This is a genomic window from Vogesella perlucida (assembly GCF_979366545.1).
In genome coordinates this window covers 384,579-397,046 of sequence record NZ_CEETRO010000001.1, presented here as the reverse complement: position 1 = coordinate 397,046, position 12,468 = coordinate 384,579, and the positions used below count along the sequence as shown (strand labels likewise).

The 12,468-nt window shown below is 61.4% G+C and carries 12 protein-coding genes and 4 tRNA genes; 10 read left to right on the top strand and 6 right to left on the bottom strand.

Features of this window, described 5'->3' with window-relative positions; translation table 11 throughout:
* The first annotated feature begins 187 nt into the window (after window positions 1-187).
* Entirely contained in the window at window positions 188-940 is a 753-nt protein-coding gene (locus ACZ9XP_RS01905; RefSeq protein WP_147684276.1) for a transporter substrate-binding domain-containing protein, read from the top strand.
* On the opposite strand, the gene ACZ9XP_RS01900 is transcribed toward ACZ9XP_RS01905, so the two are convergent.
* Window positions 937-2,193, bottom strand: coding sequence for a TIGR03862 family flavoprotein (locus tag ACZ9XP_RS01900; RefSeq protein WP_147684274.1), 1,257 nt, complete (start codon window positions 2,191-2,193; stop codon window positions 937-939). The genes ACZ9XP_RS01905 and ACZ9XP_RS01900 overlap by 4 nt on opposite strands.
* 183 nt (window positions 2,194-2,376) lie before the next feature.
* Here ACZ9XP_RS01900 and ACZ9XP_RS01895 point away from each other — a divergent pair, with 183 nt between their 5' ends.
* Window positions 2,377-2,850 (top strand): NUDIX domain-containing protein, encoded by a 474-nt coding sequence (locus ACZ9XP_RS01895; RefSeq protein WP_026107622.1) that lies wholly within the window; start codon window positions 2,377-2,379, stop codon window positions 2,848-2,850.
* 2 nt (window positions 2,851-2,852) lie between these two features.
* On the top strand, window positions 2,853-3,191 hold the full coding sequence (locus ACZ9XP_RS01890) for a thioredoxin family protein (RefSeq protein WP_147684272.1): 339 nt from the start codon (window positions 2,853-2,855) through the stop codon (window positions 3,189-3,191).
* Window positions 3,192-3,252: 61 nt separating this feature from the next.
* Here the strand turns inward: ACZ9XP_RS01890 and ACZ9XP_RS01885 are convergent, their stop codons facing one another.
* The 3 genes from ACZ9XP_RS01885 to folD all read right to left on the bottom strand — a co-directional run bounded on the left by ACZ9XP_RS01885 (window position 3,253) and on the right by folD (window position 5,646).
* Window positions 3,253-3,834: a hypothetical protein gene (locus tag ACZ9XP_RS01885; protein WP_465187893.1), complete on the bottom strand. Its 582-nt coding sequence runs from the start codon at window positions 3,832-3,834 to the stop codon at window positions 3,253-3,255.
* Window positions 3,835-3,837: 3 nt separating this feature from the next.
* The gene (gene purU, locus ACZ9XP_RS01880) at window positions 3,838-4,698 is read right to left on the bottom strand and encodes a formyltetrahydrofolate deformylase (RefSeq protein ID WP_147684268.1); all 861 of its coding nucleotides are present in this window, start codon (window positions 4,696-4,698) and stop codon (window positions 3,838-3,840) included.
* 96 nt (window positions 4,699-4,794) lie between these two features.
* Complete coding sequence (folD, locus tag ACZ9XP_RS01875; protein ID WP_026107623.1) at window positions 4,795-5,646, bottom strand: bifunctional methylenetetrahydrofolate dehydrogenase/methenyltetrahydrofolate cyclohydrolase FolD; 852 nt, start codon at window positions 5,644-5,646, stop codon at window positions 4,795-4,797.
* 231 nt (window positions 5,647-5,877) lie between these two features.
* On the opposite strand from folD, the gene ACZ9XP_RS01870 reads away from it, so the two are divergent.
* The 5 genes from ACZ9XP_RS01870 to ACZ9XP_RS01850 all read left to right on the top strand — a co-directional run bounded on the left by ACZ9XP_RS01870 (window position 5,878) and on the right by ACZ9XP_RS01850 (window position 7,156).
* Window positions 5,878-5,954: transfer RNA gene (locus ACZ9XP_RS01870), tRNA-Pro, on the top strand.
* 17 nt (window positions 5,955-5,971) lie between these two features.
* A tRNA-Arg gene (locus tag ACZ9XP_RS01865) sits at window positions 5,972-6,048 on the top strand.
* 35 nt (window positions 6,049-6,083) lie between these two features.
* Window positions 6,084-6,159, top strand: a tRNA-His gene (locus ACZ9XP_RS01860).
* A 44-nt stretch (window positions 6,160-6,203) separates the two neighbouring features.
* A tRNA-His gene (locus ACZ9XP_RS01855) sits at window positions 6,204-6,279 on the top strand.
* 205 nt (window positions 6,280-6,484) lie between these two features.
* Window positions 6,485-7,156: a GntR family transcriptional regulator gene (locus tag ACZ9XP_RS01850; RefSeq protein ID WP_017507024.1), complete on the top strand. Its 672-nt coding sequence runs from the start codon at window positions 6,485-6,487 to the stop codon at window positions 7,154-7,156.
* A 62-nt stretch (window positions 7,157-7,218) separates the two neighbouring features.
* On the opposite strand, the gene ACZ9XP_RS01845 is transcribed toward ACZ9XP_RS01850, so the two are convergent.
* Window positions 7,219-8,382: an ABC transporter substrate-binding protein gene (locus ACZ9XP_RS01845; protein WP_170253476.1), complete on the bottom strand. Its 1,164-nt coding sequence runs from the start codon at window positions 8,380-8,382 to the stop codon at window positions 7,219-7,221.
* An 80-nt stretch (window positions 8,383-8,462) separates the two neighbouring features.
* Here ACZ9XP_RS01845 and ACZ9XP_RS01840 point away from each other — a divergent pair, with 80 nt between their 5' ends.
* Complete coding sequence (locus tag ACZ9XP_RS01840; protein ID WP_147682387.1) at window positions 8,463-11,102, top strand: PAS domain S-box protein; 2,640 nt, start codon at window positions 8,463-8,465, stop codon at window positions 11,100-11,102.
* Complete coding sequence (locus ACZ9XP_RS01835; protein ID WP_147682386.1) at window positions 11,099-11,728, top strand: response regulator transcription factor; 630 nt, start codon at window positions 11,099-11,101, stop codon at window positions 11,726-11,728. The genes ACZ9XP_RS01840 and ACZ9XP_RS01835 overlap by 4 nt, the downstream gene beginning before the upstream one ends.
* A gap of 108 nt (window positions 11,729-11,836) precedes the next feature.
* Here the strand turns inward: ACZ9XP_RS01835 and ACZ9XP_RS01830 are convergent, their stop codons facing one another.
* Window positions 11,837-12,463, bottom strand: coding sequence for a YigZ family protein (locus tag ACZ9XP_RS01830; RefSeq protein WP_240803347.1), 627 nt, complete (start codon window positions 12,461-12,463; stop codon window positions 11,837-11,839).
* Between the last annotated feature and the right edge of the window lie 5 nt (window positions 12,464-12,468).

Here is a 12,468-nt window from a genome sequence, read left to right as displayed (position 1 = left end):
TTTTCTAATGATTTTATTGCTATGGCAAATGCTGCGCAGACTGCATATTGCGGTGCTCAGTATTGAAGTGTGTAATATAAACGATAGATCTGGCTTATTTGTTCGCAACAGCACCTGTGCAGGCTGCCGGTAGCGAGCCTCTTGGATTCGGCACAACCGTGTGCCTGCAACGCAGAAAAGGGCAGGTATGTTGTTGCATAGACTGGTCATCACGGCTTTACTCTTGCCTGCAGCAGCACATGCCGCTGTAGTGAAAGTGTGTGCCGAGTCCTGGCCGCCATTCTTGTATCGCGATGATGCTGGCCGCGTTGCCGGCATGGCTGCCAGCTGGATTGCGCAAGCGGCCAGCCAGCAGCACTGGCACGTGCAATACCAGTTTTTGTCACTGCAAGCCTGCCGCCGGCTGGCGGCGTCTGGCCGGGCGGATGCGTTGGCCTTTACGCCGAATAAAGAGCAGCTCGATGGCTGGCTGCTGACCAAGCAACCCATGGTGTTCTGGGTATTGAGCGCCATGGTGCCCTATCACTCCCCGCATAAGACGTTCACGGGTCTGGGCCAGTTTTCGGGTTTGCGCGTAGGGTGGGGGCAGCATTACCGCTACCCGGACAGGCTGGTATTGCAGCGGGACTGGTCCCGCGTGCCGGCTTACGACGCAGATGGCCTGTTTACCCTGCTGATGCGCAATAAAGTCGATGTGGTGTTTGATGATGAACGCTACGTTGTGTCCAGTTTGCCGCTGCAAAGTCGACGGCAGATGCGCGTGTTACACCCGGTCGCCGCCAGTATGCATCAGCCAGTGGCCGTGCGCCCCGGCCTGGCCGACTTTGCCCAGGCGCTGGATGAAGAAGCGCTGCGCTGGCAGCGTAGCGGGCAGCTGGACCGCTTTTACCGTCAACAGTACGGCTCGTCGCTCGCGGCCATCCAGGCGGTAGGTGATTAGAGCTTGCTGCTCTTTAGCCAGTACAAGGCACCTTGTGCTGCGGCACGACCGCTGGCAAAACAGGCCGTCAGCAGGTAGCCGCCGGTTGGCGCTTCCCAGTCCAGCATTTCTCCCGCGCAGAACACCCCGGGCAGGGCTTTCAGCATGCCGTGCTCATCCATCGCCTCGAACCGTACGCCGCCTGCCGTGCTGATGGCTTCGTCGATGGGGCGCGCTGCGTGCAGCGTGAGTGGTAGTGCCTTGATGGCCTGTGCCAGGCTCGCCATATCGTTAAAGCTGTCTTTATCCAGCAGTTCGCGCAGCAGCCCCGCTTTTACGCCATCCAGTCCGCATTGTTTCCGTAGATGGTTCGCCAGCGAGGCGGCACCACGGCCGCGTTGCAGCTCGGCCAGCAGGCGCTCTGGACTGCGGTCTGGCAGCAGATCCAGCGTGATGGTGGCGTGGCCATCGCGGGCAATGGCGTCGCGGATAGCGGCGCTGTAGGCGTAGATCAGGTTGCCTTCGACCCCGGTGGCGGTCACGACAAACTCGCCGCGTCGCTGGCTGGGTTGGCCGCAGGCGTCGGCAAAATGCACAGTCACGCCTTTTAGCGCGTGGCCGGCAAACTTGCTGGCAAAGTGTTCGCTCCACGGGCGGTCGAAGCCGCAGTTCGAGGGGGCCAGTGGCCGGGTGTCGACGCCTTTTTCATTGAGCAGGGGCAGCCAGCGGCCATCCGAGCCCAGCTTGGCCCAGCTACCGCCGCCCAGTGCCAGGATAACCGCGTCAGCCGTGAGCTGTACTTCGCCAGCCGGTGTGCCAAAGCGCAAGCGGCCATCGGGCAGCCAGCCCTGCCAGCGGTGGCGTACGTGCAGCTGCATGCCCGCCTCGCGCAGGCGGGCCAGCCAGGCCCGCAATAGCGGGGCGGCTTTCATTTCACGCGGGAATACCTTGCCCGAGCTACCCACAAACGTGTCGATGCCCAGGTCGTGTACCCAGCTGCGCAGCGCGTCGGCATTGAAGGCGTCCAGCATCGGGGCCAGTTGCGCCTCGCGCGGGCCATAGCGGCGGTAAAAGTCGGCTTGTGGCTCGCTGTGGGTAATATTCATGCCACCTACCCCGGCCAGCAGGAATTTGCGCCCGGGCGAGGGCATGGCGTCAAAGACATCGACCTGTACGCCTGCTGCCAGTAGCGTTTCGGCAGCCATCAGGCCGGCGGGGCCGCCGCCAATCACGGCGACGCGGTGCGGTCTGGGGGTGGGAGCAGGTGAGGTCATGGGGTCATCCGTATCGTGTTAGGCTGGGCGCGCGATTGTTACCGAAAGCGGCGTAAAAACCAACTGTTGGCCGCACTTTGATGCGGACGGTATTTGCCGCTCGCCAAGTGCTTGATTAAAATAGGCCTGCACCATTTTATTGTTTCTTCTGTTCTTTCATCTATTGGGTTGTACCTGCATATTATGAGTTTTACGCGTGAAAACCGTTTTGAATCCCGCCTTTCCCCTACCTTGCCCCGCCGTGCCACGGCGATTATCGAGCTACCCGACGGTGTATTGATGACGGCTTCTGCCGGTGGGCGGTTCAGCTTGCCTGGCGGTGTATCGCAGCGTGGTGAGCTGCGCTCGCAGGCCCTGCTGCGCCAGGTGCGCGACCAGACCGGCCTGCGCATCAACTCCATGCTGTACCTGTACGATCACATTACCCAACATAACGCCCACAAGGTTTACCTGTGCATTGCCCAGGGCCAGCCACGCATGCAGGAGGGTGGGGCGCGCATGACGCTGATTACCTCGCCCGATAGTGAGATGGACGTGCATGTGGAGTCCCGCGCCATTTTGCGCCGCTACGCCAAGCTGCGTGGCGAAGAAGGCCCGAAGAGCGATGCCGTGCGCGCCATTCTGCAGCTGGCGCGTTATATCGCCAAGATGGACTAAGCATGACCTGGCAAGCGCTGGATGAGTTTGGTTTTGATGCCAGTCTGGCCGCCGCCCCCGGGGTAAGCCTGGTGATGTTCGGCCAGCCGCATTGCGGTGCCTGCCGTGGGTGGCTGGCGCAGCTGCCTGGATGGCTGGCAGAACAGGGGGTGCAGCTGTGGTATGCCGATGTTGTGCGCGCGCAGGCCTTGGCGCACCGCTTCGAGCTGTTTCAGCTGCCGGCTTTTGCGCTTTATCGTGATGGCCAGTTTCACGCCATGTGGCAGAGCGCTTTCAGTGCGCAAGCGGTACGGCAGGCACTGGCCGCAGCGTTGGCCGCCAGCCCGCAAGAGGAGCCCTGAGCGGGCGAAGCAAAACAAAACGCTGCCCTGGGGCAGCGTTTTGTTTTGCAGAGGCGTGTGCTTAAGGCGCGCTATCGCCAGGTTGCAGCGTGGCGGCCTGCATCAGCTCGGGCGGGAACACCTCCACACCCATGCTGGCCGCTACCGTGACCATATTCACCATCAGGATGATGGCTACGGGCGAAAACAGCAGCGTGCCGCCTAGCACGCGCAACACGCTGGCGCCGGTGGTCAGCGCCTGCGCCTTTACCACGATATACAGCGCGACCGCGCCCAGTACCAGCGACAGCCCGTGTGCCACATCGTCTGGTAGCCAGCTTACCAGCGGGTCCAGCAGCTTGATCAGGCTGGCCGCCGCAATCAGCCCTATCAAGGGGAACTCGACCAGGCAGCCTGCCCGCCGTAACCACCAGCGCATGAAGGTGGCGTACAGCGAGGTTTCCATCAGCGTATACAGCGTAAAGAACAGCGTGAGTGCCAGCGGGTCGCCACTGGCGCCATCGGCATGGGCGGCGGCGGCCGACATGATGCCCAGTGCGGTAAATACGCCCATGAGCTGGCCCAGCGGGTACTGGTATTGTTCCAGGCGGCCAACGCGCAGGCGCAGCAGGTCGATGGCGTCGTGGATCAGTGGCAGATTCATGGCTTAGTCAAAAATCACGGTCTTGTTGTTGTAAGCCAGGATGCGGTTTTCCAGGTGCCAGCGCACGGCACGGGACAGCACCACACGCTCCAGGTCGCGGCCTTTCTGGATCAGGTCTTCCACGTCGTCGCGGTGCGAGATGCGGGTGACTTCCTGCTCGATGATCGGGCCGTCGTCCAGGATTTCGGTGACATAGTGGCTGGTAGCACCGATCAGCTTCACGCCGCGGGCAAAGGCACGGTGGTACGGTTTGGCACCATCGAATGCCGGCAGGAAACTGTGGTGGATATTGATGACGCGGTGCGGGTAGCGCTCGACAAATTTTTGCGACAGCACCTGCATATAGCGCGCCAGCACGATCAGGTCGACCTCGGCTTCTTCCAGCAGCGCCCACTGGCGTGCCTCGGCTTCGGCCTTGTTGTCTTTGGTGACGGCAATCACGTGGTAGGGGATGCCGTGGAATTCGGCCAGGCGGCGGCAATCTTCGTGGTTGGAGATAATGACCGGGATGTCGCAGTCCAGTTCGCCGATGCTGTAGCGGTGCAGCAGGTCGACCAGGCAGTGTTCGTATTTGGAGACAAAAATCGCCATGCGCGGCTTGCGTACCGACAGCGATACCTGCCATTGCATATTGTGCTTTTCGGCGATGGGGGCAAAGGCGGCGGCAAAACTGTCCATTGGCAGGCTGAAACCGTTCAGGTCCCACTGTACGCGCATCAGGAACAGATTTTCTACCGGGTCCTGGTGCTGGTCGGCGTGCAGGATGTTGGCGTTATAGGTGAGCAGGAAATTGGCAATGGCTGCAACCAGACCGTGGCTGTCCGGGCAGCTGATCAGCAGGGTGGCAGAATGGCGATTACTCATGGTTTGACTCTTTGTCTGTAGGTTTTGTCTTGAGGGCAGATAAAAAACGCCGCCGGCTGCAGCGGCAGACGGCGGCGTGCGGGTACGGTGTCTGCGTCAGGCGTTGAGATTGGCCGAATCCAGCGTGTTCTGCAACAGGGTGGCAATGGTCATCGGGCCGACACCGCCGGGTACCGGGGTGATATAGCTGGCCACTTCGCGTGCGGCGTCAAATTCTACGTCGCCACAAATCTTGCCGCTGTCCAGGCGGTTGATGCCCACATCGATTACCACCGCACCCGGCTTCAGCCAGGCGGCTTTCACGAAGTTGGGGATGCCCACGGCCGCCACCACGATGTCGGCGCGGCCAACTTCACCCGCCAGGTCGGCAGTAGCGCTGTGGCACACGGTAACGGTGGCACGCGCCAGCAGCATTTCCAGGGCTTGCGGGCGGCCAACGATGTTGGAGGCGCCCACAATCACCACATTCTTGCCTTTCGGGTCGATGTTGTACTCTTCCAGCAGCGTCATCACACCGCGCGGGGTGCACGGGCGCAGCTGCGGCATCTTGATAGCCAGGCGGCCCATATTGTAGGGGTGGAAGCCGTCTACATCTTTTTTGGGGTTGATGCGCTCGATCACCAGCTGCGGGTCGATCTGCTTGGGCAGTGGCAGCTGCACCAGAATGCCGTCTACGCTGTCGTCGGCGTTCAGCTGGTCGATGATGGCCAGCAGTTCTTCCTGGCTGGTGCTACCTGGCAGCTCGTAAGACAGGGAGCGCACGCCCGCCTTTTCGCAGGAGCGCTTCTTGTTATTTACGTAAATGCCGGAAGCCGGATCGTCGCCGACCAGAATCACTGCCAGAGCCGGGGCGCGTTTGCCTGCGGCCAGGCGGGCGTCCACGCCCACGCGTACGCGATTGATCAGGGTTTCGGCAACGGCCTTGCCGTCGATGAGTTGTGCCGCCATGCTGCTATCCACCATTAAGGTTAGAAGTGAACGAAAGCCGGATTTTCTCATTTTTTGGGGTATCTGCTCAATCGCTTCAAGGGCTTGTGATGCATTCTTTTTTGCATTGCAGCAGCCGGGGCTGTCGTGTTTTACCGGCACACGCCTGTAGCGAGACGCTTGTGTATGCAATTTTTTAGCATTGGGTGTTGACAGCAATAAAACAGCCCTGTATATTTCGCCTCCTGTCGTCGGGGCGTAGCGCAGTCTGGTAGCGCATCTGCTTTGGGAGCAGAGGGTCGTGAGTTCGAATCCCACCGCCCCGACCACAGCCACACCCGATAGAGCGCCCGTAGCTCAACCGGATAGAGCACCGGCCTTCTAAGCCGGGGGTTACGGGTTCGATTCCTGTCGGGCGCGCCAGTGGCGATGTGGTAGTAAGAAATGCAGTATCTGTGGTGGATGTAGCTCAGTTGGTAGAGTCCAGGATTGTGATTCCTGTTGTCGTGGGTTCGAGCCCCATCATCCACCCCAAAATTCGGTTTGCCGCTTTAGTGCGTCAGACACACCGCTCAGCGGTGGATGTAGCTCAGTTGGTAGAGTCCAGGATTGTGATTCCTGTTGTCGTGGGTTCGAGCCCCATCATCCACCCCAGAATAAACCCGGCCCGTGTGGCCGGGTTTTTCTTTGTCCGCCAGTTTTGTCTGGCCGGCTTTTGCAGGGCATCCGCACCTTGTTTGTGCTGTTTTGCTATGCACTTCTGCTAATTCGATGTCCCTTTTCTGTATTCTCTTGTCGCACGCGTATTTAACCGTATAATCGAATACATTTGCATGTATCCGATAGCCAGAGCGTGACCATGACCACTATGCAGCCCATCAAGCGACAAACCCTTACCAGCGCCGTGACCGAGTCTTTGCGTCAGCGCATTCTTTCGGGCGAGTTTGCCGACGGACAGCAGCTGCGTCAGGAAGCACTCTCAAATGAATATGGCGTCAGCCGCGTGCCGGTGCGCGAGGCGCTGCGCCAGCTGGAGGCCGAAGGCCTGATCCAGATCATTGATCACAAGGGTGCGCTGGTGTCCAAGCTATCGCTGGATGACGTGCTGGAACTGCTGGAAATCCGCGCCATGCTGGAAAGCGAAGTGCTGCGGGCTGCCATTCCCTGTCAGGTGGCTGCCGACCACGATGCAGCCGAAGCCACGCTGAACGAATTCGAGCAGGCGCTGGCCACCAATGATATCCGCCACTGGGGCGAGCTGAACTCGCGCTTTCACCTGGCGCTGTACCGTGCCGCCAAACGGCCCAATACCATGGCGCTGATCGAGCAGCTGCATAACAAAACCGACCGCTATACCCGCATGCAGATTCTGTTTACCCGCACCATGGAGCGTGCCCACGAAGAGCATAGCAAGCTGCTGGACCTGTGCCGCAAGGGTGCGGCGGATGAGGCGGCCGAGTTTCTGCGCTTTCATATCCTGTCTGCCGGCCACGCACTGGAGTCCTACCTGCTCACGCAGGAGCGCCGCTAAGCTGCGGCCAACCGGTAATAAAAAAGCACCGCAAGCGCGGTGCTTTTTTATTACCCCCCGCGTCAGGGCTGGCGTTGGCGGTCTTGCGGGTAGGCGTACATGACTTGCTGTTGCCGTACCTCGCCAATCACCGGTACGTCCAGCTCGATGGCCTCGTGGTCCGTGCGGGAAAACGGTTTGCGATAGGTGGTAATCAGGCCGGCCACCGGCTGTTTGAGGTTTTCCAGCGCGTGGTGAATGGCCGGGCCATCGGTACTGCCGGCTTGCCGGATGGCGGCGGCCAACAGCAGCATGCTGTCGTAGCCCTGGGCGGCAGAAGGGGGCGACGGGATGCGCAGGCCGCCGTTGGCGTGCAGGTAGCGGTTGATAAACTGCAGGCGCAGCGGCGTGTTGCCATCCTGGATAAAGGTTTGCACCATGCGCGCCCCTATGGCGTTGGGCCCGGCATTCTCGATGAAGTTGGACATAGACAGCGTCCAGCTGCCAATGATGGGAACGCGCCATTCCATCTGCGCCAGCGTATTGGCAATTTGTGCCAGCTCGGGCCCGATGGTGTAAGTCAGAATGCACTGTGCGCCGGCTGCCCGCGCCTGGTTCAGGTAAACGCTCATGTCCAGCTCGCCATTGTTGAACTGGTTGACGCTAACGGGCTTCAGGCCTTTTTGTGCCAGGGCTTTCAGCAAGTCCTGTTTGCCCAGCCTGCCGTAGTTGCTGTTGTCGCTCAGTACCGCTACACGGGTAAAACCACGGCGTAGCGCCTCGCGCACGATCAGCGGTGCCTGCAGGCTGTCGGACGCCGCCACACGGAATACATAGTTGGCCGCATGGCGGGGCGGGGTGAACTGCTGGGTGATGATATGGGCAGTCGCCACCGCGGTGATGGCCGGGATGCGCGCCTGCTGGTAGCGTATCTGCGAGGCCAATGCCACGCCGCTATTGGCAAAGCCCACGCTGGCGACCACGCGCTGTTTGTCTATCAGCTCACCGGCAATGCGCAGGCCCAGCTCCGGGCGGCCGCGGTCGTCACGCTCTATCAGCAATATCGGCCGCCCCAGCAGGCCACCCTGGCGGTTGATGTCCTCTGCCGCCAGACGGATGCCGTTGCGCATGGAAAGACCCATCGGGGACGAGCCGCCGCTGAACGGGCCGGACAGGCCGATGCGGATAGGCTCCGCCGCGTGGGCACTGGCCAGCGTCAACAGGCAAAGGCTTAACAGACGGCGCACGGGCTGCTCCTGATGGCATTATCGCTAGGGGGCGCTTATTATCGCATTCCATCGACCCCTGCGGCCAACCCGTCTTGCCCATGCGCACTTCCCGCTTTTATACCTCGCTGCGGCGCAGCCCGGTTTACCGGCTGATGCCCAACAGTACCATCGTGCTGTTTTTCCTGACCATGGCGGTGATGTTGTGGACGCTGGATGCGCGCGAGAGCGAGCAGCAGCGTACCGACCTGGCCAAGGACACGCTGTGGGCCGAGCAGACCATGCGCTTGCGCCTGGATGGGCACCAGGCCGAGCTGGCCCAAATTGCGCGCGATATCGGCCGCGAAGAGCTGGATGAGCCGGGTTTTCTGGTACAGGCCTCGCAGTTTCTGGGTAATACACCGGAGATGGCGGCCGTGGTGCTGGCCGACGCCAGCTATCTTGTGCGCTGGGTGGCGCCGTATGAAGAATCTGGCCTGTCGGCCGGTGCCGGTATCTCCGGCCAGCGCGTGGCGGCTTACCTGGCGGCGCGCAACGACGGCCACCCGCGTTTTAGCGAGCCTTATCAAAGCGAGGGCGGCGACTGGCGGTTCGACCTGATGGTGCCGGTATACCGCGACACGCAGTTTCGCGGCATGGTGATTGGCATTTATCAGGCGGGGGCGTTTGTACGGCGCGTGCCGCCGTCCTGGTTTGCCGAAAAATACCATCTGGCGCTGCAATCCGGCCGCCTGACACTGGCGCGTAATGCGCAGAGCCAGCCGCCGCTGGGGGTAACGCAAAGCATTCGCCTGGGCGGCACATCGCTGGCGCTGGTGGCCCGCCCGGTGCGCGGTGATGTCGATAAAAACCGTTTGATCCAGCTTGGGCTGATTACCGGCCTGTCCGTGCTGACACTGTTGTCACTGTTTAGCTTGTCTCGGCATATCCGCCGCCGGATCGAAGCAGAGCGCGAGCGGGACAGGGTATACAAGCTGTCCCGCGAGTGGCTGGGGGTGATGCGGGAAGATACCACCTTGCTGCACATCAACCCGGCGTTTGTGCAGGGCCTGGGGTATAGCGCCGAGCAGCTGCAGGGGACCTCGTTTCTGAATTACGTCGACCCGCAGCAGCGCGAGCCCACCCGCCAGCTGATTCGCCAGCTGCTGGAAGCCGGCAGCGTAGACCGCTACGTGGAAACGCGCATGCTGAATCGTGATGGTCGCGTATTGTCGCTGGCCTGGGCCATGAGCCCGCTGCTGGATGCCGGCGTGCTGTATTTGTCCGGCCGCGACATTACCGCCGAAAAGCAGGCCGAGCAGGCGCTGCGCCACGAGTATATGTTCCGCAAGGCCATGGAGGACTCGCTGGTCGTCGGCATCCGTGCCATCGATCTGGATGGCCAGATCAGCTATGTGAACCCGGCGTTTTGCCGCATTACCGGTTTTAGTGAAGACGAGTTGATTGGCCTGCGCCCGCCGTATCCGTACTGGTCGCCGGATGTGGCGCAGTTGAATTACGATGCTTTGCGCCAGACGCTGTCGGGCGATAACAGCCAGCAGCTGTTCGAGTCGGTAATGCAGCGCAAGAGTGGCGAGAAATTTTACGGCCAGATGCTGATTTCGCCACTGATCGACGCCGATGGCGTGCATACCGGCTGGATGGCCGCTCTCACTGACATGACCGACAAGCGCGAGGCACAGCAGCAGCTGGAGGCGGCCAACGAGCGCTTTATCGCGGTGATCGAGGGCCTAGACGCTGCAGTCGCCGTGGTGCGGCCCGACACCCAGCAGCTGCTGTTCTGCAATAAACGCTACCGCCAATGGTTGGCCGCAGCCAGCGAGGAGCACGAGTACGAATACTGCGACCTGCGCTTGCGCCAGATGCTGCAGCACGCCAATACCGACCAGGAGCTATGGCTGGACGACCCGGGGCGCTGGTTCCTGTTGCGCAGCCGCGCGGTGCGCTGGGTGGATGGCCACAATGTGCAGATGCTGATCCTGACCGACATCACCGAGCAGCACGACGCCGAGCAGCGCTACGCCGAGCAGATGCAGAAGCTGCAGGCCACCTCGCGCCTGATTACCATGGGCGAAATGGCGTCCACGCTGGCGCACGAGCTGAACCAGCCGCTGTCTGCCATCGCCAACTACCAGGCCGGCTGTGTGGAGCGGCTACGCCAGGGCAAGGCTACACCGGCTTCGCTCATCCCCGTGATGGAAAAAATCACCGCCCAGGCAGAGCGCGCCGGCAAGATCGTGCGCCGCGTGCGCGAATTCGTGAAGCAAAGCGAGCCTGTACGCAAAGAAGCCGAAGTGGGCGATATTATCGACGCAGCGCTGGCGATTGCCGAAATAGAGGCGCGGCGGCTGGGCAGTACCATCAACGTGCATCTTGCGGCCAACTTGCCGCCGGTACACGTTGACCCGATCCTGATCGAGCAGGTGCTGCTGAACCTGATTAAGAACGGCATGGAAGCCATGCAACAGCTGCCTGCCGACGAGCGCGAGCTGGAAATCAGCGTGCAGCGCCAGCACAGCAAGCGTATCGAGGTGGCCATTGTAGACCGCGGCCATGGCGTGCCGGACGCGCTGAAGTCGCAGTTATTCGACGCTTTCTTTACCACCAAGCGCGACGGCATGGGTATGGGCTTGAATATCTGCCGCTCGATTGTGGAGTTTCATCAGGGTCAACTCTCAGTGGAAGATCATCCGTTGGGTGGTACTATTTTCCGTTTCACATTGCCGGTGTTTGAGCCATGACCGTAGCCAAGAACATACGCATCCATATCGTGGACGACGACGAGGCCTTTCGCGATTCCTTGCTGTGGCTACTGGAAAGCCACGACTACAATATTGACTGCCACGATAGCGCCGAAGGCTTTCTGCACAGCTATCGCCCAGCACAGGGGACGGGCTGCCTGATTCTGGATATCCGCATGCCGGGCATGAGCGGGCTGCAGCTTTACGACGAGCTGCAAGCGCGTGGCAATACCTGGCCGGTGATCTTCATTACCGGCCACGGCGATGTGCCCATGGCGGTGCAGGCGGTAAAACGGGGCGCACATGACTTCCTGGAAAAACCGTTCAATCAGGAAGCCCTGCTGGCGGCGGTCGACAGTGCGCTGGCCAGTGCGGCCAACCAGGCGCAAAGCGCGCAGGAGGCCGGCCAGTGCGAGGCACGTCTGGCTACGCTGACCACGCGCGAGCGCGAGGTGCTGGAGCGCGTGATCGAAGGCAAGATGAACAAGATCATTGCCGACGACCTGGGTATCAGCATCAAAACGGTGGAAGCACACCGTGGCAAGATGATGGACAAAATGGGGGTGCGTTCCATTGCTGACCTGGTGCAGATGGTGGTGGCCTATCGCCAGCAGAAAAACCGCTAGTGTTGGCTGCGCAGGGTTATGGCCATCTGGTTAGCCCCCACCCGACCCGCCGCTCTCTCGCCCGCCGCGCCACGGCGGGTTTTGTTTTGTGCACGCGGCAGTGGGGTGTCAGTGCGTATCCAGCCAGCTTAGCTGGCCGTGGCAGGCCTCGTTCAGGCTGTGGCGCAGGGTGTCGGCGGCCTGTGCGGGCAGGCTGAATTGCAGGGTCACGTTGGCCGCATGCTGTACTGCCAGCAGGGTGGCATCGTGCTTATGCAGCAGGCGCCGTGCCGTACCTTCCAGTGCATAGGGCAGGCTGCAGCCCAAGGTCAGCATGGCAACCTGTTCTTCGCGCGCGCAGTGTGCCAGCGCCTGGGCAACGGCATCGGTATAGGCGCGGACCAGCCCGCCAGCGCCCAGTTTGACCCCGCCGTAGTAGCGCACCACCGTGGCCAGCACGCCTTCCAGCTGCTGGTGTCGTAGCACATCCAGCATGGGGCGGCCTGCCGTGCCTGAGGGTTCGCCGTCATCGTTGGCCGCAGAGTGTCCGCCTGCCAGTAGGGCCCAGCACACGTGCGCAGCCCCAGGGTGGGCGGCTTTGAGCTCGGCTACCCGCTGCAGGGCGGCCGCACGGCTGGGTACGGCTTCGACGCAGGCAATAAAGCGGCTTTTCTTGATATCCAGCTCGGCGTGGCCGGGCTGTGGCAGGGTAAACGGCATGCTGAGGATTGGGGTGAGAAAGCTATCGGGCGGCATGATAA